The sequence below is a fragment of the Variovorax sp. GW531-E2 genome (assembly GCF_059423125.1).
The window spans coordinates 32733-52561 of sequence record NZ_JBWKXQ010000028.1 but is presented as its reverse complement, the minus strand read 5'-3'; the positions used below and the strand labels follow the sequence as shown (position 1 = coordinate 52561).

Sequence of the window (19829 nt, the reverse complement as noted above, 5' to 3'; positions counted from 1 at the left end):
GTGAGATTCGTATGCGCCACGATACTTCGTGCGCTCACCCATCCAGACATGACACAGCCCAGCTCCACCGAACACCAGCGCCCGACCTTCTTTGCCTTCTGGACGGCCGCCCTGGCAGTGGCCGGCAGTTGCGGCGCCACGGCGGCCTGGGCGCAGACGACCTACCCCGTCACGCCCCAGCAGCGCGCCACCGCCCAGCAGACCGCCCAGGCCGGCGTGCCGTTGAGCGAGCTGTCGCCGAAGGCGCCCGACGAGTACACCGTCAAGCCCGGTGACACGCTCTGGGCCATCTCGCGCCTGTACCTGCTGCGCCCCTGGCGCTGGCCGGAGCTGTGGGGCATGAACATCAACGAGATCCAGGACCCGCACCGCATCTACCCGGGGCAGGTGCTGTACCTGGACAAGAGCGGCGGCCGCGCGCGCCTGACCACGCGCCGCGGCGTCTCTGGCGGCGACGGCGGCACCATCAAGCTGTCGCCGCGCACGCGCTTCGACTCGCTCGCCGGCATGGCCCTGCCCACGCTCAACCCGAGCCTGATCGAGCCCTTCCTCAGCGAACCCATCGTGGTCGATGCCAACACGCTCGACGCCGCGCCGCGCATCGTGGCCGGCAATGACAGCCGCGTGCTGCTGTCGCGTGGCGACCGCGCCTATGCGCGCGGCAACGCCGAATCGCCGCTGGTCGAGAAGCCGGGCCCGGTGCAGCACTACCGCATCTTCCGCAGCGCCACACCGCTGAAAGACCCCGGCACCGGCGAGATCCTCGGCTACGAGGCGCAGTACCTGGGCAAGGCGCAGCTGCAGCGCGGCGAATCGACCACCATCGAGACGACCGGCGACAAGGACGTCATCACGGTCGTGCCGGCCAGCATCGACATCATTGCGTCGCGCGAGGAAATGCGCGCCGGCGACCGCCTGCTGCCCGAGCCGCCGCGCCAGCTGCTGAGCTACGCACCGCGCGCGCCCTCCACCCAGGTGGACGGCCGCATCGTGTCGGTCTACGGCAACGCCGTGCAGTACGCGGCGCAGAACCAGGTCGTGGCCATCAACAAGGGCACGCGCGACGGCGTCGACAACGGCCACGTGCTGGCCATTTTGAAGAACGGCGAGACCATCCTCGACCGCACCGGCGCACGCAAGGAAACCATCAAGCTGCCGAACGAACGCATCGGCCTGCTGATGGTGTTCCGCACCTTCGAGAAAGTCTCGTACGCACTCGTGCTCGAAATCAACGACACTCCCCGCGCCGGCGACTTCCTCGTCAATCCCTGACACGCGCCTGAGGCTTCTTTCTCGCACACTCGTTTGGAACGCGCAGAACTCGCAGGCTGGCTGCGACTTTCACTGACCCCAGGCGTCGGCGACGGCGCCGCACGCCGCCTGCTCGCGGCCTTCGGGCTGCCTGACGCGATCTTTGCGCAGCCCGAGGCAACGCTGTGCGAAGTCGTCAGCACCGCCCAGGCCGCCGCGCTGAAGCAGCCGCCTTCCGGCCTGCAGGCGCAGGTCGACCAGACCTGGCAATGGCTGCACCCCGCGGACGACCCCACTGGCGGCGCCATCACGCGCCGCGTCGTGACGCTCGGCGACGCCGGCTACCCGGGCTCGCTGCTCGAGATGGTCGACCCGCCGCTGATGCTCTACGTGCTAGGCGCCGCCGCCTTCGACCTCACGCAACTCGGCCGCAGCCTTGCCGTGGTCGGCAGCCGCAACCCGACGCCGCAGGGCGCCAGCCATGCGCGCGCCTTCGCACGGGCGCTGGGCGAAGCGGGCCTGCCCGTGGTCTCGGGACTGGCGCTCGGCATCGATGGCGCGGCGCACCTGGGCGCGCTCGACGCGGCCGGCGACGCACCGGTACTCGCCACGGTGGCCGTGGTCGGCACCGGCCTGGACCGCGTGTACCCCGCGCGGCACCGCGACCTGGCGCACCGCATCACGCTGCAAGGGCTGATCGTGAGCGAGCTGCCGTTGGGCACGCCGCCGCTCACGCAGAACTTTCCCAAGCGCAACCGCCTCATCGCGGGCCTGGCGCGCGGCACGCTGGTGGTCGAGGCCGCACTGGCGTCGGGCTCGCTCATCACCGCTCGGCTCACCTCGGAGCAGGGCAAGGAAGTGTTCGCGATCCCGGGCTCGATCCACTCGCCGCAATCGCGCGGCTGCCACGCGCTGATCCGGCAGGGCGCGAAGCTGGTCGAGTCGGTGAACGACATCCTCGAAGAGCTTCCGCCGCTCGCGCCGGCCGCTCGCACGCCTTCCACCGACACGCCTTCGCCGGCCCCGGAGCATCCGCTGCTCGATGCCCTTGGCTTCGACCCGGTGAGCCTCGATGCACTGAGCGCACGCACCGGCTGGAGCGCGGCCCAGCTGCAGGCGAAGATGCTCGAGCTTGAACTCGACGGGCACGTCTCGCGCTTGCCCGGCGGCCTGTTTCAAAGAGCCGCCGTCGGCTGACGCGCAAAGTGCACGAAAGCCCGGGGACACACGACAGATTCCTGGGCTATATTGGCCCTATGTTCGAAGTGCTCGTGTTTGTGTATGAAAACTACTGGCGCGGCGATGCCTGCCCCGAACCCGAACAGCTGGGCCGCAAGCTCAGTGCGCACGGTTTCGAGGCGGAAGAAATTCGCGACGCCCTGCAGTGGCTCGACGGCCTGAGCCTTGCCACGCAAGGCCTGCAGTTTGAACACCAGGCCCGTGAAGGCGATGACGACAACGCCATCACCACCGCCCGCGTCACGCTGGGCGGCGCGCCCGATGCGGCGCTGCCCCAGTCGAGCCAGTCGATGCGTGTGTACTCGCCGTCGGAGCAGGAACACCTCGGCGCCGAATGCCTCGGCTTCATCCGTTTTCTTGAACTGTCGAACGTGCTGCCTTGCGGCCTGCGCGAGATCGTCGTCGAGCGCGCGATGGCCGCACCGGGCGACCCGGTGGCGCTGGACGAACTCAAGATCATCGTGCTGATGGTGCACTGGAGCACCGGCATCGAGCCCGATGCCCTCGTGCTCGACGAGCTCTGCGAGAGCCGCGAAGGCCGTACGGCACACTGAGCTCGCCCCCAAGGCAGTTCAAACTCTCCCCGGAACAGACGAGAACCGCCGCGCGGCTGACTAGTTCAGCAGCCGCTCGGGATTCGCATCGAGCTTCGCCAGCGCCTCGCGCGTCGCGCGCGCGGTGAGCGTTTCTTCCTCGGCCGGCACCAGCAGGCCGGCCTGCAGGTACATCGCCAAGCGCCCAGCCTGGATGAGGAAGCTGCGGCCGTCGGCCGAGGCGAACAGGTGCAGCTGCTTGCGGTCGCTGCGCCAGACGAACTGGACCTGAGTCACGCGGTCGTTGTGGTCCAGCATGAACCAGTTGCCCACCTGCAGCTCGTGCGTCCACGCGAGCATGTCTTCAGCCACCTTGACGCCGGCGGTGTCGGAAATGACCTCGATCGCGGTCGCGTCCACGCCGAGCAGCAGTTCGATGCTCTGCGCGTCCAGCGGCAGGCTGGAGGCGCTGCCGTCGTCGGTCACGAAATCCTCCAGATGCGCCAGCCGCTCGGCCATGGCCTCGATCTTGGCCTGGGGAATGGCCTCGGTCTTCGACATGAAGGCGTCGGTGAGCGTGGCGCCGATGGTCTTGATGTGGCCTTCCTGCGGCTCGCCGACGATGCCCAGCAGGTCCATGCCCTGGCGCAGGCGCTGCAGCAGCTGCGGCAGGTCTTGAATCACGCGGGCGCGGTCGGCGCGGTTGGGCTTGGCGCTCGCGGCCCAGACCAGCTCGGAGGCCACGCGCTTGAGCATCACGGTGTGCTCGCCCTGTGCGCCGTAGCGCAGCGCGGCGATGGCCAGCACCTCGGCCCAGACCTTGAACAGGAACTCGCGGATCTCGTCGCGCACCGGCATGTCGTTGAGCATCTTGCGCAACTCGATGGTGTACTGGATCGCCATCGTCTCCTTCTGCTCGACCTGCTGCGCCACGCTCATGACGCGCTGCGTGGCGTCGCTCTGCGTGAGGTAGCGGCTGAGGAAGGCGACGAACTCGTCGAACACGAGCTTGAACACGCGCTGGCCGGTTTCGGGGTACTGCTCGATCACCTGCACCACGCGCTTGATCTCGTTCTCGAGCGCGCTGCCGGTGATGGCGGCGGCGTCGAAGCCCATCACGCAGGAGCCCATGCGGTCGATCAGCATGCGCGCGGGATGCTGCAGGGTGCCGAAGAACTCGGGCTCGGCGATGGCCACGCGCAGCACGGGCATCTGCAGCCGCGCGAACCACACGCGGGCGGAGAACGGAATGCGCTCTTCCGCGAGGATGGCCTGGAACATCAGCGCCACGATCTCGACCGTGGCCTTGTCGGCCGTGGTGGGCGCGCGCTTCTTGAGCTCGGCGGTGCGCCGGCGCAGGTCGACCGCGGTCTGCTGGATCAGCGTGGCCTGCTCGCCACCGCCGTCGATGTACTGCGTGGCCGCCATGCGGTAGGCGACCTCGGCATCGGCGATGGCGCCGGCAAAGGTGCGTGAAAACACGCGGGGCGCGGCCACGCCGCCGCCGGTGCCGGTCGTGCCACCGCCCGGTTGCGAGGCGCCGGCCTCGCCGCCGATGCGCGCGGCGACAAAGCGCTTGAGGCTCAGCAGCGCGGTCTGCGCGCGCTGCCGCGCGAACGCGAGCGGCGAGCTGCCCATCATCGAGCTGGAGGCCGGCCCCGACGACGGCACGGACGCCGCATGCGAGGCCTGGAAAGCGAAGCCCGGACGCTGCGGCTGCGATGGCTGCTGGCCGTGCGGCACGGCCGCACCTGCCGGCGAGCCCTGCCCCATCGGCATGCTCGACGACACCGGCATGCCCATGGACGACGGGCCGCCGCCCGAATCGCCCGTGCGGCGCACGAAGCTCTTGAGGTCGATTTCGGGCATCACGCCCTGCGCGATCAGGAAGGCGTTGGCGCTTTCGTAGGCCTTCACGACCACGTCCGCCAGGGCCTGCTGCGCCGTGCCCTGCACGCGGCCCCAGGCCTCGCGGCTCAGGCCGGCGGCCAGCCACTGTTCCACCAGCAGCTTGGCCAGGGTCTCGGGTTTCAGCACGTCCCGGGCGTCGAGCTCGTTCGTGCCTTCGAGGTGCTGGATGCGCAGGCGCAGGTCGCTGAGCTCGAAGCTGGCCTTGTCGTGGATGGTCTGTGCCAGGCGCGAGGCGAGGATGTTGCTCTCGACCACCTCGTCGCCGATGAGCTCCAGCCGCAGCGCTGCGGGGGCCGACGAGGTGCCGCCCGCCGGGCCCGTGCCCAGCGCCTTGCGCCAGCCGGTCTGCGCCAGCGACACCCACTGCGAGGCATGGCCCTGGAACGCCACGAGGTCGTCGCGGCTTTCCTGCATGGTGCGCGCGCTGCCGACATCGGAGGCCACCGCGGTCAGCCGGTCGCGGATGGCCTGGGCCAGCGGAGCGATCGCGCCTTCCGTGGCCGCCACGAAACGCTCACGCGCCTCGCGTGCGAGCTGCAGGGAAGAAGCGGACCGCGCAGTGCTCATTGATGGATCGGAAAGGCCGGAGAGAACGGTTCATCGGCGACAGCCCCGAGCTTGCATCGGGATGCGCCACCGCACAAGTGCGGGTGACGCGAAGCTGGCGCCGAAGTATCCCTCAGACGACGGCGCCGGCGTTCGGGTCGTCGCCGCCGGAATCGCCGTCGCGCTTGACCGGCGGACCCTTGATCAGGTCCTCGCGCTTCACGCCCAGCCACATCGCGATCGCGGCGGCCACGAAGCACGACGAGTAGATGCCGAAGCAGATGCCGATGGTCAGCGCCAGCGCAAAGTAATGCAGCGTGGGGCCGCCGAAGAAGAACATCGACAGCACCACGAGCTGCGTGGAGCCGTGGGTGATGATCGTGCGGCTGATGGTCGAGGTGATCGCGTTGTCGATCACTTCGGTGGTCGTCATCTTGCGGTAACGACGGAAGTTCTCGCGCACGCGGTCGAAGATCACGACCGACTCGTTCACCGAGTAACCCAGCACCGCGAGCACCGCCGCGAGCACCGCCAGCGAGAACTCCCACTGGAAGAAGGCGAAGAAGCCCAGGATGATCACCACGTCGTGCAGGTTGGCCAGCACGGTGGACAGCGCGAACTTCCACTCGAAACGAAACGCCAGGTAGATCATGATGCCGATCACCACCATGGCCAGCGCCTTGATGCCGTTGGAGGTCAGCTCGTCGCCGACCTGCGGCCCGACGACCTCGATGCCGCGCTGCGTGGCCGACGGGTCGACCGACTTCAGCGCCTGCATGACCTGCGCGCTCTGCTGGTCGGAACTCATGCCCTTCTGGGTGGGCAGGCGGATCTGCACGTCGCGCGAGGTGCCGTAGTTCTGCACCTGCACTTCGGGATAGCCGAGCTTGGTGACGGCCTCGCGCACCTTGCCGATGTCGGCCGATTGCTCGTAGGCCACTTCCATCACCGTGCCGCCGGTGAACTCCACCGACAGGTGCAGCCCGCGGTGGAACAGGAAGAACAGCGCCAGCGCAAAGGTTGCGAAGGAAATGATGTTCAGCACCAGGGCATGGCGCATGAACGGGATGGTCTTGTGGATGCGGAAGAATTCCATGGCGATGGTCCTCGGCCGTTACTTGGTGTCGACCACGGCCGTGCCGTCGGTCTTGGGCCGCCAGACGGTGCCGATCGACACAGACTTGAGCTTCTTCTTCTGGCCGTACCAGAAGTTCACGAGGCCACGCGAGAAGAACACGGCGGAGAACATCGAGGTGACGATGCCGATGCAGTGCACCACCGCGAAGCCGCGCACCGGGCCCGAGCCGAAGGCCAAGAGCGCAATGCCCGCAATCAGCGTGGTCACGTTCGAATCGAGAATCGTGCCCCAGGCGCGGTCGTAGCCGGCATGGATGGCGGCCTGCGGCGAGGCGCCGTTGCGCAATTCTTCGCGCACACGTTCGTTGATCAGCACGTTGGAGTCGATGGCCACGCCGATGGCCAGCGCCATGGCCGCGATGCCGGGCAGCGTGAGCGTGGCCTGCAGCATCGAGAGAATGGCGACCAGCAGCATCAGGTTCACGGCCAGCGCGATCGACGAGAACAGGCCGAACAGCGCGTAGTAGGCACACATGAAGACCATGATGGCCAGGAAGCCGTACATCACGCTCTTGAAGCCTTTTTCGATGTTGTCGGCGCCGAGCGTCGGGCCGATCGTGCGCTCCTGGATGATCTCCATGGGCGCGGCCAGCGAGCCGGCGCGCAGCAGCAGGGCCAGGTCGCTGGCTTCGGCCACCGTCATCGAACCCGAGACCTGGAAGCGGTTGCCCAGCTCGCCGTTGATCGACGGGGCCGTGAGCACTTCGCCCTTGCCCTTCTCGAAGATCAGCATGGCCATGCGCTTCTTGTAGTTCTCGCGGCTGACGTCGCGCATGATGCGACCGCCCTTGGCGTCCATGGTCAGGTCGACCTTGGGCTGGTTGCTCTGCTGGTCGAAGCCGGGCTGGGCGTCGGTGAGGTTCTCGCCGGTGACGAGCACCTGCTTCTTCACGATCACCGGACGACCACCGCGGTCGAGGAATTTCTCGGAGCCGAAGGGCACGGGCGCGCCGCTCAGTTCAGCCGCGCGGCCTTCGGCACTTTCGTCCACCATGCGCATTTCGAGCGTGGCGGTGCGGCCCAGGATTTCCTTGGCCTTGGCCGTGTCCTGCACGCCGGGCAGCTGCACGACGATGCGGTCCAGGCCCTGCTGCTGGATCACCGGCTCGGCCACGCCGAGTTCGTTGATCCGGTTGTGAAGGGTCGTGATGTTCTGCTTGAGCGCGGCGTCCTGCAGGCGGCGGGCCGCCTCGGGCTTGATGGTGGCGGTCAGGCGCCAGTTGGTGCCGTCCTGCGTGTCGGTGGTGCTGAGGTCGGGGAACTGGTCCACGATCAGGCGCTTGGCGGTCTCCAGCGAGGCCGCGTCGCGGAAGGTCACCTCGACGGTCTGGCCGTTGCGGCTGACCTGGGTGCCGCGGATGCTCTTGTCGCGGAAGGTGGTGCGCAGGTCGCTCGCGAACGATTCGGCCTTCTTGTCGATGGCGCCCTTCATGTCGACCTGCAGCAGGAAGTCGACGCCGCCGCGCAGGTCCAGGCCCAGGTACATCGGGAACGCATGCAGCGACGTGAGCCACTTGGGCGAACGCGACAGCAGGTTCAGCGCCACCGTGTAGGGCGGGTCGCTGGCGTCGGGCACCAGGGCGCGCTGCACGACGTCGCGCGCCTTGAGCTGGTCGTCGGTGGTGGTGAAGCGGGCGCGCAGCGAGCCGGCGTCCAGCGTCACCATGTCGGGCGTCAGGCCGGCCGCCTTCAGCGCCTCCTCGACCCGGGTCTGGGTGGCGGCATCGACCTTGACGGTCGTCTTGGCCGCGGACACCTGCACCGCGGGTGCCTCGCCGAAGAAATTGGGCAGGGCGTAGATGAGCCCCACGAGCAGCACGATCACGATGATCGTGTACTTCCAGACCGGGTAACGGTTCATGAGAAGGCGCTTTTCACAAGCGTTTCAGAAATGGAACACGGCGTGACTTGGGGCCCTGCGCCGTGAAGCGCAAGGTTCAGCTCACGCTTTTATTGCTTGACGGCGCCCTTGGGCAGCACCTGGACCACCGCGCTGCGCTGGATCTTGATCTCGACGCCGTTGGCGATTTCCAGGCCGAGGTACTGGTCGTTCAGCGAGGTGATCTTGCCGAGCACGCCGCCGGCCGTGGCGACTTCGTCACCCTTGGCCAGGGCTTCGATCATGGCGCGGGCCTCTTTCTGGCGCTTCATTTGCGGACGGATCATGACGAAATACAGCACCACGAACATCAGCACCAGCGGCAGCATGCTGCCCAGCGAAGACAACATGTCGCCACCACCGGCGGCTGCGGGCGCGGTTTGAGCGAAAGCAGAGGAAATGAACAAGAGAGTCTCCAGCAGAGGGAAGAGAGAAGAAAAAGACTTCAGATGCGCGGGCCGGGCCCGCGGTTCCGCGCCCACGAGGGATGCGGGCCGCAAGTCAAAGGCTCGGCGGGGGAGGCCGCGCGCAGTCGGGCATTGTATTCGGCGCGGATGGCCGTTTCGCGCCCTTATCCGGCGCACCCCCGAGGGCTTTCAGCTATCGTTTAAATAGCAAAGAGCGCCGCAGGGGCGCTCTTTGTCAGGGGAAACGGGCCTGGCGGATCAGGCCGCTGCGCGCTGCGCCTGGGGGTTGCGCCACTTGCCCATCAGCTCGGTCCAGCGGGTGCGGGCCGCTGCGAGGTTGCGCTCCTTGACGTGGCCGTAGCCGCGGATCTGCTCGGGCAGGCTCGCGATCTCCAGCGCCAGCGCGTGGTTGTCGGCGCGCAGGCCCTTGAGCACTTCCTCGATGCTGGCGCGGTACTCGCCGATGAGGGCGCGCTCGGTCTTGCGTTCCTCGGTGCGGCCGAAGACATCGAGCGCCGTGCCGCGCAGGCCCTTGAGCTTCGCCAGGAAGCGGAAGCCCGTGAGCATCCAGGGGCCGAACTTCTGCTTCTGCAGCTGGCCCTTGGTGTTCTTCTTGGCCAGCAGCGGCGGCGCCAGGTGGTAGTTGAGCTTGTAGTCGCCTTCGAACATGCCCTCGACGCGGTCCAGGAAGGTGCGGTCGGTGTGCAGGCGGGCCACTTCGTACTCGTCCTTGTAGGCCATGAGCTTGAACAGGTAGCGCGCCACCGTTTCGGCCAGGCCCGTGCTCTTGCCGACGGTCGACTCGACCTGCTGCACGCGGCCGACGAAGGCCTTGTATTCCTCGGCGTAGGCGGCGTTCTGGTAGCCGGCCAGGAACTCGGCGCGGCGCGCCACCAGGGCCTCGACCGTCTCGCGCTTCTTGAACTCGATGACCTGGCCCGGGCGCACGCGCTTTTGCAGCTCGTCCGGACGCACGGCGGCTTGGCGGCCCCACTCGAAGGCGGTCTTGTTGTTCTCGACGGCCACGGCGTTCAGCTCGATGGCGCGCATCAGCGACTCGTGCGCCAGCGGCACCCAGCCCTTTTGCCAGGCGTAGCCCAGGATCATCGGGTTGACGTAGATGGTGTCGCCCATCAGCGCGGTGGCGGCGGCGTCGGCGTCGAAGGCGCCCAGGCCGTCGATGCCCACGGCGCGTGCAATTTCAGCGGCGCAGGCGTCTTCGGGGTTCTGCCAGTTGGCGTTGCGCACGAAGGCCGCCGTGGGCGCGCTGTGGCTGTTGAGCGCCACGTGCGTGCGCCCTTCGCGCATGCGCGCCATGGTCTCGGCGTTGATCGTCACCAGCGGGTCGCAGGCCAGGATCAGGTCGGCCGCCGCAGTGCCCACGCGGGTGGTGCGGATGTCGTCCTGCGTGTCGCCGATGAGCACGTGGCTCCAGGTGGCACCGCCCTTTTGCGCCAGGCCCGCCGCGTCCTGCGTGACGATGCCCTTGGCCTCGATGTGCGCGGCCATGCCCAGCAGCTGGCCGATGGTGATCACGCCGGTGCCGCCGACGCCGGCCACCACCACGCCCCAGACCTTGCCGCCCGCGAGCGACGGAATGGCGGGCTCGGCCAGCAGGCCGAACTCGGCCGGCGTGGCCGCCTTGTTCTTGCCCTTCTTCTTGAGCTGGCCGCCTTCGACGGTGACGAAGCTCGGGCAGAAGCCCTTCAGGCAGCTCATGTCCTTGTTGCAGCTGCTCTGGTTGATGGTGCGCTTGCGGCCGAATTCGGTTTCCAGCGGCTCCACCGAGAGGCAGTTGCTCTGCACGCTGCAGTCGCCGCAGCCTTCGCAGACCAGCTCGTTGATGACCACGCGCTTGGCCGGATCGACGGCCGTGCCCCGCTTGCGGCGGCGGCGCTTCTCGGTGGCGCAGGTCTGGTCGTAGATGATGGCCGTGGTGCCGGCGATGGCGCGGAACTCGCGCTGGATGTCGTCGAGCAGGTCGCGGTGCTTCACCTGCACGTGGTCGCCCGGAATGCTCACGCCCTCGTACTTCTCGGGCTCGTCGGTGACGATCACGACCTTCTTGGCGCCTTCGGCGTGCAGGCTCTCGGCAATCTGCAGCACCGAGTGGCCCTCGGGGCGCTCGCCGACCTGCTGGCCGCCGGTCATGGCGACCGCGTCGTTGTAGAGGATCTTGTAGGTGATGTTCACGCCCGCCGCGATGCTCTGGCGGATGGCCAGCAGGCCGCTGTGGAAGTACGTGCCGTCGCCCAGGTTGGCGAAGATGTGCTGGTCGGTCGTGAAGGGCTGCTGGCCCACCCATGGCACGCCCTCGCCGCCCATCTGCGTGAAGCCGATGGTGGAGCGGTCCATCCAGGTCGCCATGAAGTGGCAGCCGATGCCGCCCATCGCGCGCGAACCTTCGGGCACGACGGTGCTGGTGTTGTGCGGGCAGCCCGAGCAGAACCAGGGCTGGCGCGTGGCGTCGGCCACGCTGGTGGAGGCCTGCTGCACCACCATCGCGCGCTCCTTGGCCTCCAGGATGGCCAGTTGCGCGTCGATGCGCGCGGCCATGTCGGCGCCCGCGGCGGCCAGCAGGCCGGTCTTCTTCAGGCGCGCGGCGATGGCCTTGGCGATGAGCGCCGGGTTCAGGTCGGCGTTGGCGCGCAGCAGCGTGTGCGAGGTCGGGTTGGGCATCGACCATTCGCCGCCGGAGTAACCGTCGTCCGTGGAGCTGGCGCCTTCGTCGAACTTGCCGACCACGTTGGGGCGCACGTCGGAGCGCCAGTTGTAGAGCTCTTCCTTCAGCTGGTACTCGATGACCTGGCGCTTCTCCTCGACCACCAGAATCTCTTGCAGGCCGGTGGCGAACTCGCGCGTGAGCTGCGCCTCCAGCGGCCACACCACGCCCACCTTGTGCAGGCGGATGCCCAGCTGGCGGCAGGCCGCGTCGTCCAGGCCCAGGTCGATGAGCGCCTGGCGCGTGTCGTTGTAGGCCTTGCCGCTGGCCATGATGCCGAAGCGGTCGTTCGGGCCTTCGATCACGTTGTGGTTCAGGCGGTTGGCGCGGATGTAGGCCAGCGCGGCGTACCACTTGTAGTGCATGAGCCGGGCTTCCTGCTCCAGCGCATGGTCGGGCCAGCGGATGTGCAGGCCGCCGGGCGGCATCTCGAAGTCGGTGGGAATGACGATGTCGACGCGCTCGGGGTCGATCATGGCCGTGGCGCTGGACTCGACGATCTCCTGGATCGTCTTCATGCCCGACCACACGCCCGAGAAACGGCTCAGCGCGAAGGCGTGGATGCCCAGGTCCAGGATTTCCTGCACGTTGGCCGGAAAGAACACCGGCGTGCCGCAGGCCTTGAAGATGTGGTCGCTCTGGTGCGCGGCCGTGCTGCTCTTGGAGATGTGGTCGTCGCCGGCCACCGCGATCACGCCGCCCCAGGCGGTGGTGCCGGCCATGTTGGCGTGCTTGAAGACGTCGGAGCAGCGGTCCACGCCCGGGCCCTTGCCATACCAGATGCCGAAGACGCCGTCGAACTTGTTGGTGCCCTGCGGCGAGAAGCCCAGTTGCTGCGTGCCCCACAGCGCCGTGGCCGCGAGCTCTTCGTTCACGCCGGGCTGGAAGACGATGTTCTGTTCCTTGAGGAACTTGCTGGCCTTCCACAGCGCCTGGTCGTAGCCGCCGAGCGGGGAGCCGCGGTAGCCGCTGATGAAGCCGGCGGTGTTCTTGCCGACCTGCTTGTCGCGCAGGCGCTGCAGCATCGGCAGCTTGACCAGGGCCTGCACGCCGCTCATGAAGGCGCGCCCGTAATCGAGGCTGTATTTGTCGTCGAGCGTGACGGTTTCTAGCGCACGGCGAATGTGCTCGGGCAGCGGGGCGTTCATGTGGTCTGTCTCCGTGTGGCAGGGCTTTGTGGGCCTGGCTGAATTGGCGGTGGGTCTGTGCCCGGTAGGGCGCAAGCCCATGGTGACGCAAAGTGTATGCCGGGGTCCGCGACAGGTGTTTGCGTTTTTTGCCTTGAAAAAACGACTTTCAGAAAGAATCTTGCTTAACATCCACCCCTATGGAAAGCATTGACAAGTTCGACCTCGCTATCCTGCAAGAACTGCAGACCGATGGCCGCCTCACGAACGCCGAATTGGCGCAGCGCGTGGGCCTGTCGGCGGCGCCCTGCTGGCGCCGCGTTCGGGCGCTGGAAGACGCCGGCTTCATCAAGGGCTACCGCGCCGAGATCGACCGCCACAAGATCGGGCTGGGCGTGCTGGCCTTCGTGCGCGTGGACACCGAGCGCGTCACCCACGAGGCCACGCGCAAGCTGGAAGACGCGATCCGCAAGATGCCCGAGGTGGTGGCCTGCCACTACATCAGCGGCACCGGCACCTTCGAGCTGCAGGTGGTGGCGCAGGACCTGAACGGTTTCTCGGCCTTCGCGCGGCAGAACCTCATGAACCTGCCGAACGTGAAAGACCTGCACACCAGCTTCTCGCTGGGCGAGGTGAAGGCCAACAGCGCGCTGCCGCTGGGGCACCTGGCGAAGTAGCCGCCCCTCCAAAAAGAAAAGGGCCGCCTCCCGCGAGGGAGCCGGCCCGACCATCCGCCCGAGGGCGGTGCACCTTCTATCTGGTTAGAAGGTGATGTCCTTCTCGACGTCCTGCAGCTTGCGGCGCGCCAGCGCCAGGTTCGACTTCGCCTTGTCGAGCACGAAGTAGATGAACACGCCTTCCTTCTGCGCCATCGGGCGCAGCAGGTGGTACTGCTTGCCCAGCGTGATGAGGATGTCTTCGATGGTGTCGCTCAGGCCCAGCGCGCGCATCGTCTTGAGCTTGGCGCGCATCACTTCGGTGTTGCCGGCGGCGGCCACTTCGAGGTCCACGCCGGTGCCGGCGGCGCCCAGCATCATGCCGCTGGCGGAATCGACCACGGCAGCGCACAGGGCGCCGTCGGCGGTCAGGAGGGTGTCGAGGCTGGTCTGGATCGAGGCCATGTCAGTAAGTCCTGTGAGTGAAATTCATGCGAATGAAAAAAGAGGGTGGAGACGTCGCATGCCAATCCGTCTTCGCCCGTGAATTCGTGGATAGGGCCTAGGGCTGCGGCGCCTCGAGCGCCCGCACGCAGGCCGCCGTGCGGTACATCGCCTGCGCGAGCACCGCGCCGGCGTCGGCGATGACGTTCACCACCAGCGAGGTCTCGCCGCTGTGCACCGGGCTGACGAGCGCAAAGCCGTTGTCGGTCGCGACCGTGATGCAGGTGCAGCGACCCAGACGCGCCTCCTGCGACACCACCGCGCCGATGGCGGCGATCGAGCTGGCCATGGCGGCGATGCGTGCGGGCTCGACGTCGCGCCGCGCGACGCTGGCGATCTCGAAGCCATCGGGCGTGGCGATCACCACCGAGGCGATGCCCGTGACCTCGTCGAGCACGCGGCGGGCCTCGACCGCGGCGCGCAGCTTCAGGGCGTGGGGAATCTTCATGGCGCGGCCTCCTCGTCGAGCACTTCGATCTGCATCAGCAGCGTCTCGATCAGCGCGACCACGTCGTCCTTGCGGCGCGGATCGACCGCCAGCAGCGGCAGCACCAGCCCGCGCGCCGCCAGGGCCTGCGCGTAGTCGTCCAGCGTGGGGGTGGGGTGCGACGGCAGGCGGCTCACGCCCACGGCGCAGGGCATGCGCTCGAGTGCGCCGGCGAAGCCGTCCAGGTACTGGGCCAGGTCGGCCATCGGGTCGGGGCGGCTGTTGTCCAGCAGGATCGCCAGGCCCAGCGCATCGCGCACCAGGATCTTCCACATGAAGTCGAAGCGGCTCTGGCCCGGCGTGCCGTACAGGCGCAGCCGGTCGCCGTTGTCCAGCGTCACCTGGCCGAAGTCGAGCCCCACCGTGGTGGTGGCCTTGGCGACCGAGGTGTCGGCGTTGGCGACCTCGGTGGCGATCGGCGCGGTCTCGCTGATGGCCGCGATGGCCGTGGTCTTGCCCGCGCCCATCGGGCCCGTGAAGACGAGCTTGAAGTCCCTCATGCGGCGCCCCGTTCAGGCCAGCCCGAGGCGTCGGCGGATGCGAGAGAGCAGGCCCCGCTTGTGCTGCGCGGCCTCGCCGCCGGCGCTGGCGCCCGACGGGCGCGGCGCGCGGGCTTCCTCCGACCAGGTCAGTGCGCCTTCCTCCTCCAGCAGGCCGAGGAAGGTGCTGCACTCCTGCACGTCGATGCGCCCCAGCACGCTCAGGCTTTCGGCCGATTGCGCGCTCTTGGACAGCGCCGCCGCCAGCCGCACGTAGATCGGATGGCGCTGCAGGGTCACCTGCGAGGGCCAGCGGATCAGCGAGGCCCGCGCGCGGATCGAGCGCACCATGGCGCGCGCCGCGTCGCCCGAGGCCCCGCTGGGCGCGACCTGGTTGAGCAGCGCGACCAGCTCTTCCGCATAGATGGGACGTGCCAGCGTGCGGCGCGCGGGCGCGGCGGCCACGGCCTCGCCGCGCGCCACCATCGGCACCACGAAGCGCGCGGCCGGCGTCTGCCGCTCGGCGGCCGGCGCATCGCCGTCCACCAGCAACAGGTCGCAGGGCTGCGACTCGCTGACCGTCCACAACGACCGGAGATTGGAGCTGAGGCGAACGATGATCCGCAGGAGCTCGACCTCGACCTGAGGGAGCCCCATGACGCCCAAAACCAATGGCATACCTTCTTCCCTGAGCAATTGTTTTTAATAGTTCCTTATTGTTATATGTGTTAACTAATTGATGCGTTGTGTATCGAGTCGATGCCCAAATTTGGACGCGCACCGAGAAGTAACGCACACGCTTGGAGCGCCGGGCCGGCGGCGCGGCCCTTCGCGAGACCTCTGGGACACTGGGCCCCCATGAATCCCCAAGAAACCGGCCCACGGGCCCTGTCGCACCTGCACACCCTGGGCCTGCTGACCGACGCCGAACACGCGCAGGCGCTCGCGCACCCCGACCTGCCCAACACGCCGCTGCGCACCCCGAGCGAAGCGCTGGGCTGGGCGGCCGCCAAGGGCATCGTCGCGGCGCAGGCCCTGCCCGGCCTGCGCAGCCGCGCCGCCCCCCACGCGCAAGACGAGGCGCACCGCACCGTGGCGAATGCGGTGGCCATGGTCAGCGGCCAGGCGCCGGCCTGGGTGCTGCTCGAGATCAGCCTCATGGCGAACCGCCTGGAAGACGGCGTGACCGAGAGCGCCCTCGATCAACTGCAGGCACTGCAGCTGGTCGACCCCGCGCAGCACGCACAGGCCCTCGGCCTGCTGCCCGCACAGGACCCCGAATGGGCGGCGCCCGCCTCGCCGGCCGCCACGCTGGCCTGGGCCGTACGCACCGGCGTGCTGACGCCCGCGCAGCTGCAGATGCTCGCCACGCCGATGTCCGCGGTCTCGCCGGAAGGCCGGCAGGTCGTGGCCGACGCGCTCGTCCGCACGGAGCGCAGCAGCGGCGGGCGCACGAAGACCGTGCGCACCCACAGCGTGACGTGGAGTTCCACTGGCGCCTCCGGCTCGCCCCGCGCGGGCAAGGTGATCGCTGTCGTGGCGGTGGTGGCCGTCGCGCTCTACCTCCTGTTCGCCCGGTAGGCGGCAAAGGGTCCCGATAGCGACCGCCTAAAATGCTCGCCCACCGCTTCCCGCCGGGCGGCAAAGACACAAGGACCCCGAATGAACTCTCTACGCCGTGCCCTGGCCCTCGGCCTCGCTGCCGCCACGCTCGCCTTCGGTGCCCAGGCCCAGAACCGCGAACTCACCGTGGCCTCCAGCGCCACCTACGCGCCGTTTGCCTTCGAAAACAAGGACAAGCAGATCGTCGGCTTCGACATCGACATCATCAACGCCATCGCCAAGCAGCAAGGCCTGAAGATCAAGATCGTCAACACGCCCTTCACCGGCATCTTCGGCGCGCTGAACAATGGCGACGTCGACCTCGTGATCTCGGGCGTCACCATCAACGAGAAGCGCAAGCAGAGCTACGACTTCACGCCGCCGTACTTCGCGGCCCGCCAACTCATCGCGCTGCCGAAGAACAGCACCGTGGCCTCGCTGAAGGACCTCACGGGCAAGAAGATCGCCGTGGTCAGCGCCTCCACCGCCGACGACATCGCCTCGCGCGAGTTCGGCAAGACCAGCCCCAACATCCGCCGCTTCGAGAGCACGCCGCTCATCATTTCCGAGCTGGCCGGCGGCGGCGTCGATGCCGCCATGGGCGACAACGGCGTGATCGCCTACCGCGTGGCGCAGCACCCCGAGCTGAAGACGCTGGACGACAAGTCCTTCCCCGAAGAAGGCTTCGGCATCGTCGTGAAGAAGGGCGACAAGGCGCTGCTGGACAAGCTCAGCGCCGGCCTGGCGGCCATCCGCGCCGACGGCAGCTACGTGACGATCTACAAGAAGTGGTTCAACAAGGACCCCAACGTGCGCTGAGCCGCACGGCAATTTCCTGAACACGGCCGCCCTCACGCGGCCGTTTCGTTTTTCCGCTGACCGACAGATAGACAGAGAGTTGAGGACGCAAGCATGGAACAACCAGTGCTGCTTTTCGGATGGTTCCGCTGGGACATCCTCGTGGAATACAAGGACCTGTTCTGGCAAGGCGCCTGGATGACGCTGCGCATGACCGTGGTCTGCGTGCTGCTGGGCGCCAGCTGGGGCCTGTGCCTGGCGCTGGCGCGGCTGGCGCAGGCGCGCCACGCGCCATGGACCTGGGTCACGCGCCTGCTGCTGCGCTGGCCGGCCACGGTGTACGTGAGCTTCTTCCGGGGCACGCCGCTGTTCGTGCAGATCCTGCTCATCCACTTCGCGGTGATGCCGGTGTTCATCCACCCGAGCACGGGCATCCTGATCGACGGCGAGCTGGCGCGCACGCTCAAGCAGGAGCACGGCGCCCTCATCTCCGGCGTGGTCGCGCTCACGCTGAACTCGGCGGCCTACATCTCCGAAGTGTTCCGCGCCGGCATCCAGTCGATCTCGCGCGGGCAGTTCGACGCCGGCCGTTCGCTGGGCCTGAGCCCGGCGCAGGTGATGCGCTACGTGGTGCTGCCGCAGGCCTTTCGCCGCATGCTGCCGCCGCTGGGCAACAACGCGATCGCGCTGCTCAAGGACACCTCGCTGGTGTCGGCCATCGGCCTGGCCGAACTGGCCTACGCCGCGCGCACCGTGGCCGGCGCCTATGCGCGCTACTGGGAGCCGTACCTGGCGATCTCGGTGGTGTACTGGGTGATGACGCTGGTGCTGACCACGCTGCTGCGCCGGCTGGAACACCGTCTCGCACGCAGCGACCGGGGCTAGGCGCGCCGCCTCGCGCCACAATAGCGCGACATGCCGCCCATATCCCCCGAAGAGACACCCCTCCCGCCGGCCCGGCCGCAGCCCTCGAACCTCGCGGCGCTCGAGCCCCTGAAGCTCCCCGTGTTCCGCATGCTGTGGAGCACCTGGCTCATCGCCAACATCTGCATGTGGATGAACGATGTGGCGGCGGCGTGGATGATGACCTCGCTGACCACCTCGCCGATCTGGGTCGCGCTGGTGCAGTCGGCCTCCACCCTGCCGGTGTTCCTGCTCGGCCTGCCCAGCGGCGCGCTGGCCGACATCCTCGATCGCCGGCGCTGGCTGGTGGCCACGCAGTTCTGGCTGGCCGGCACCGCCGTGGTGCTGTGCGCCGCCATCGCGCTCGACGTGATGACCGCGCCGCTGCTGCTGGCGCTCACCTTCGCCAACGGCATCGGGCTGGCGCTGCGCTGGCCGGTGTTCTCGGCCATCGTGCCCGAGCTCGTTCCGCGCCAACAGCTGCCGGCGGCGCTGGGCCTGAACGGCATCGCCATGAACGCCTCGCGCATCGTCGGCCCGCTCACGGCCGGCATGCTGATCGCGAGCGCGGGCAGCGTCTGGGTGTTCGCGCTCAACGCGGTGCTGTCGGTGGCCTCGGGCTTCGTGGTGCTGCGCTGGCGCCGCGAGCACACGCCCAACCCGCTGGGCCGCGAGAAGCTCATCAGCGCGATGCGCGTGGGCGTGCAGTTCGTGCGCCAGTCGCAGCGCATGCGGGCGGTGCTCACGCGCGTGTCGCTGTTCTTCTTCCACTCGACGGCGCTGCTGGCGCTGCTGCCGCTCTTGGCACGCAACCTCCAGGGCGGCGGCGCCGGCACCTTCACGCTGCTGCTGGCCGCCATGGGCACGGGCGCGATCATCGCGGTGCTCTTCCTGCCGCGGCTGCGCCAGGCGCTCGGGCGCGACCAGCTGGTGCTGCGCGGCGCCATGCTGCAGTCGGCCGCCACGGCGGTGATGGCCGTGGCGCCCAACGCCTGGGTCGCGGTGCCGGCGATGTTCTTCGGCGGCATGGCGTGGATCACGGTGGCCAACTCGCTGTCGGTGTCGGCCCAGCTGGCGCTGCCCGACTGGGTGCGCGCACGCGGCATGTCGACCTACCAGATGGCGATCATGGGCGCGAGCGCGATCGGCGCGGCGCTGTGGGGCCAGGTGGCCACCGTCACGTCGCTGAAGCTGAGCCTGGCCATCGCCGCCGTGAGCGGCACGCTGCTGATGCTCGCGGCCATGCGCTGGGTGACCGACGTGAGCGGCGAGGACGACGTGCGCCCCGCCCAGGCCGGCTGGGCCACGGGCCCACCCGCCGAGGCGCCGCAGGAAGACGGCCGCGTGGTGATCACGGTCGAATACCTCATCGACCCGTCGCGCGCCGCGGCCTTCCACCTCGTGATGCAGCAGACCCGGCGCGCGCGCCTGGGCCAGGGCGCCATCGGCTGGGAGCTGCTGCACGACATCGCACAGCCCGAACGCTACGTGGAGCAGATCGTGGACGAGTCGTGGACCGACCACCTGCGCCGCTTCAACCGCGCCACGGCCGCCGACATGGCGCTGCGCGAACGCCGCCTGGCCTTCCACCTGGGCGAGTCGCCGCCGGTGATCACGCGCTTCGTGGTGCGGCGCTGAGCAGCAGGGC

17 protein-coding genes are annotated in these 19829 nt (G+C 68.4%); 8 read left to right on the top strand and 9 right to left on the bottom strand.

Annotated elements, in window-relative coordinates; genetic code table 11:
- Window positions 1-48 precede the first annotated feature (48 nt).
- Genes AC07XP_RS17415 through AC07XP_RS17405 form a run of 3 tightly spaced genes read left to right on the top strand, consistent with a single transcriptional unit; the run spans window position 49 to window position 3044 of the window.
- Window positions 49-1272: a LysM peptidoglycan-binding domain-containing protein gene (locus AC07XP_RS17415; protein ID WP_070063232.1), complete on the top strand. Its 1224-nt coding sequence runs from the start codon at window positions 49-51 to the stop codon at window positions 1270-1272.
- A 33-nt stretch (window positions 1273-1305) separates the two neighbouring features.
- On the top strand, window positions 1306-2448 hold the full coding sequence (gene dprA / locus AC07XP_RS17410) for a DNA-processing protein DprA (protein ID WP_139700754.1): 1143 nt from the start codon (window positions 1306-1308) through the stop codon (window positions 2446-2448).
- Between the two features lie 59 nt (window positions 2449-2507).
- Window positions 2508-3044 carry a Smg family protein gene (locus tag AC07XP_RS17405; RefSeq protein WP_489060728.1) on the top strand — a complete coding sequence of 179 codons (537 nt, stop codon included), beginning with the start codon at window positions 2508-2510 and terminating at the stop codon, window positions 3042-3044.
- 60 nt (window positions 3045-3104) lie between these two features.
- Here AC07XP_RS17405 and AC07XP_RS17400 read toward each other — a convergent pair whose 3' ends face one another.
- The 5 genes from AC07XP_RS17400 to AC07XP_RS17380 all read right to left on the bottom strand — a co-directional run bounded on the left by AC07XP_RS17400 (window position 3105) and on the right by AC07XP_RS17380 (window position 12773).
- On the bottom strand, window positions 3105-5501 hold the full coding sequence (locus AC07XP_RS17400) for a DUF1631 family protein (RefSeq protein ID WP_062478243.1): 2397 nt from the start codon (window positions 5499-5501) through the stop codon (window positions 3105-3107).
- A gap of 112 nt (window positions 5502-5613) precedes the next feature.
- Window positions 5614-6576 (bottom strand): protein translocase subunit SecF, encoded by a 963-nt coding sequence (gene secF, locus AC07XP_RS17395; protein ID WP_062478240.1) that lies wholly within the window; start codon window positions 6574-6576, stop codon window positions 5614-5616.
- A gap of 18 nt (window positions 6577-6594) precedes the next feature.
- Window positions 6595-8478 carry a protein translocase subunit SecD gene (secD, locus tag AC07XP_RS17390; RefSeq protein WP_495265377.1) on the bottom strand — a complete coding sequence of 628 codons (1884 nt, stop codon included), beginning with the start codon at window positions 8476-8478 and terminating at the stop codon, window positions 6595-6597.
- A gap of 89 nt (window positions 8479-8567) precedes the next feature.
- On the bottom strand, window positions 8568-8903 hold the full coding sequence (gene yajC / locus AC07XP_RS17385; protein WP_062478234.1) for a preprotein translocase subunit YajC: 336 nt from the start codon (window positions 8901-8903) through the stop codon (window positions 8568-8570).
- A 258-nt stretch (window positions 8904-9161) separates the two neighbouring features.
- Window positions 9162-12773 carry an indolepyruvate ferredoxin oxidoreductase family protein gene (locus AC07XP_RS17380; RefSeq protein WP_495265376.1) on the bottom strand — a complete coding sequence of 1204 codons (3612 nt, stop codon included), beginning with the start codon at window positions 12771-12773 and terminating at the stop codon, window positions 9162-9164.
- Window positions 12774-12952: 179 nt separating this feature from the next.
- Here AC07XP_RS17380 and AC07XP_RS17375 point away from each other — a divergent pair, with 179 nt between their 5' ends.
- Window positions 12953-13429, top strand: coding sequence for an Lrp/AsnC family transcriptional regulator (locus AC07XP_RS17375; protein WP_062478228.1), 477 nt, complete (start codon window positions 12953-12955; stop codon window positions 13427-13429).
- A gap of 84 nt (window positions 13430-13513) precedes the next feature.
- On the opposite strand, the gene AC07XP_RS17370 is transcribed toward AC07XP_RS17375, so the two are convergent.
- The 4 genes from AC07XP_RS17370 to AC07XP_RS17355 all read right to left on the bottom strand — a co-directional run bounded on the left by AC07XP_RS17370 (window position 13514) and on the right by AC07XP_RS17355 (window position 15535).
- A complete protein-coding gene (locus AC07XP_RS17370; protein ID WP_307695214.1) occupies window positions 13514-13873 on the bottom strand; it encodes a hypothetical protein in 360 nt (119 codons plus the stop codon).
- A gap of 97 nt (window positions 13874-13970) precedes the next feature.
- Entirely contained in the window at window positions 13971-14360 is a 390-nt protein-coding gene (locus AC07XP_RS17365) for a roadblock/LC7 domain-containing protein (protein ID WP_495265375.1), read from the bottom strand.
- The gene (locus AC07XP_RS17360) at window positions 14357-14899 is read right to left on the bottom strand and encodes a GTP-binding protein (protein ID WP_495265374.1); all 543 of its coding nucleotides are present in this window, start codon (window positions 14897-14899) and stop codon (window positions 14357-14359) included. The genes AC07XP_RS17365 and AC07XP_RS17360 overlap by 4 nt, the downstream gene beginning before the upstream one ends.
- Window positions 14900-14911: 12 nt before the next feature.
- Complete coding sequence (locus AC07XP_RS17355; protein ID WP_369630630.1) at window positions 14912-15535, bottom strand: hypothetical protein; 624 nt, start codon at window positions 15533-15535, stop codon at window positions 14912-14914.
- A 201-nt stretch (window positions 15536-15736) separates the two neighbouring features.
- Between AC07XP_RS17355 and AC07XP_RS17350 the strand changes: the two genes are divergently transcribed.
- From AC07XP_RS17350 to AC07XP_RS17335, 4 genes are all read left to right on the top strand, one after another.
- On the top strand, window positions 15737-16459 hold the full coding sequence (locus AC07XP_RS17350) for a hypothetical protein (RefSeq protein ID WP_495265373.1): 723 nt from the start codon (window positions 15737-15739) through the stop codon (window positions 16457-16459).
- An 81-nt stretch (window positions 16460-16540) separates the two neighbouring features.
- Window positions 16541-17299, top strand: a complete 759-nt coding sequence (locus AC07XP_RS17345; RefSeq protein WP_062479619.1) for a basic amino acid ABC transporter substrate-binding protein — start codon at window positions 16541-16543, stop codon at window positions 17297-17299.
- A gap of 93 nt (window positions 17300-17392) precedes the next feature.
- A complete protein-coding gene (locus AC07XP_RS17340) occupies window positions 17393-18163 on the top strand; it encodes an amino acid ABC transporter permease (protein WP_070063241.1) in 771 nt (256 codons plus the stop codon).
- 30 nt (window positions 18164-18193) lie between these two features.
- A complete protein-coding gene (locus AC07XP_RS17335) occupies window positions 18194-19819 on the top strand; it encodes an MFS transporter (RefSeq protein WP_095950483.1) in 1626 nt (541 codons plus the stop codon).
- Window positions 19820-19829: the final 10 nt, after the last annotated feature.

What these genes read in the sequence shown, in the direction of transcription:
- secF (WP_062478240.1), bottom strand. Translation starts at nt 6,576, where the DNA reads ATGGAATTCTTCCGCATCCACAAGACCATCCCGTTCATGCGCCATGCC.
- AC07XP_RS17345 (WP_062479619.1), top strand. Translation starts at nt 16,541, where the DNA reads ATGAACTCTCTACGCCGTGCCCTGGCCCTCGGCCTCGCTGCCGCCACG.
- AC07XP_RS17360 (WP_495265374.1), bottom strand. Translation starts at nt 14,899, where the DNA reads ATGAGGGACTTCAAGCTCGTCTTCACGGGCCCGATGGGCGCGGGCAAG.
- AC07XP_RS17365 (WP_495265375.1), bottom strand. Translation starts at nt 14,360, where the DNA reads ATGAAGATTCCCCACGCCCTGAAGCTGCGCGCCGCGGTCGAGGCCCGC.
- AC07XP_RS17400 (WP_062478243.1), bottom strand. Translation starts at nt 5,501, where the DNA reads ATGAGCACTGCGCGGTCCGCTTCTTCCCTGCAGCTCGCACGCGAGGCG.
- AC07XP_RS17370 (WP_307695214.1), bottom strand. Translation starts at nt 13,873, where the DNA reads ATGGCCTCGATCCAGACCAGCCTCGACACCCTCCTGACCGCCGACGGC.
- AC07XP_RS17355 (WP_369630630.1), bottom strand. Translation starts at nt 15,535, where the DNA reads ATGGGGCTCCCTCAGGTCGAGGTCGAGCTCCTGCGGATCATCGTTCGC.
- AC07XP_RS17380 (WP_495265376.1), bottom strand. Translation starts at nt 12,773, where the DNA reads ATGAACGCCCCGCTGCCCGAGCACATTCGCCGTGCGCTAGAAACCGTC.
- secD (WP_495265377.1), bottom strand. Translation starts at nt 8,478, where the DNA reads ATGAACCGTTACCCGGTCTGGAAGTACACGATCATCGTGATCGTGCTG.
- AC07XP_RS17350 (WP_495265373.1), top strand. Translation starts at nt 15,737, where the DNA reads ATGAATCCCCAAGAAACCGGCCCACGGGCCCTGTCGCACCTGCACACC.
- AC07XP_RS17375 (WP_062478228.1), top strand. Translation starts at nt 12,953, where the DNA reads ATGGAAAGCATTGACAAGTTCGACCTCGCTATCCTGCAAGAACTGCAG.
- AC07XP_RS17415 (WP_070063232.1), top strand. Translation starts at nt 49, where the DNA reads ATGACACAGCCCAGCTCCACCGAACACCAGCGCCCGACCTTCTTTGCC.
- AC07XP_RS17335 (WP_095950483.1), top strand. Translation starts at nt 18,194, where the DNA reads ATGCCGCCCATATCCCCCGAAGAGACACCCCTCCCGCCGGCCCGGCCG.
- AC07XP_RS17340 (WP_070063241.1), top strand. Translation starts at nt 17,393, where the DNA reads ATGGAACAACCAGTGCTGCTTTTCGGATGGTTCCGCTGGGACATCCTC.
- AC07XP_RS17405 (WP_489060728.1), top strand. Translation starts at nt 2,508, where the DNA reads ATGTTCGAAGTGCTCGTGTTTGTGTATGAAAACTACTGGCGCGGCGAT.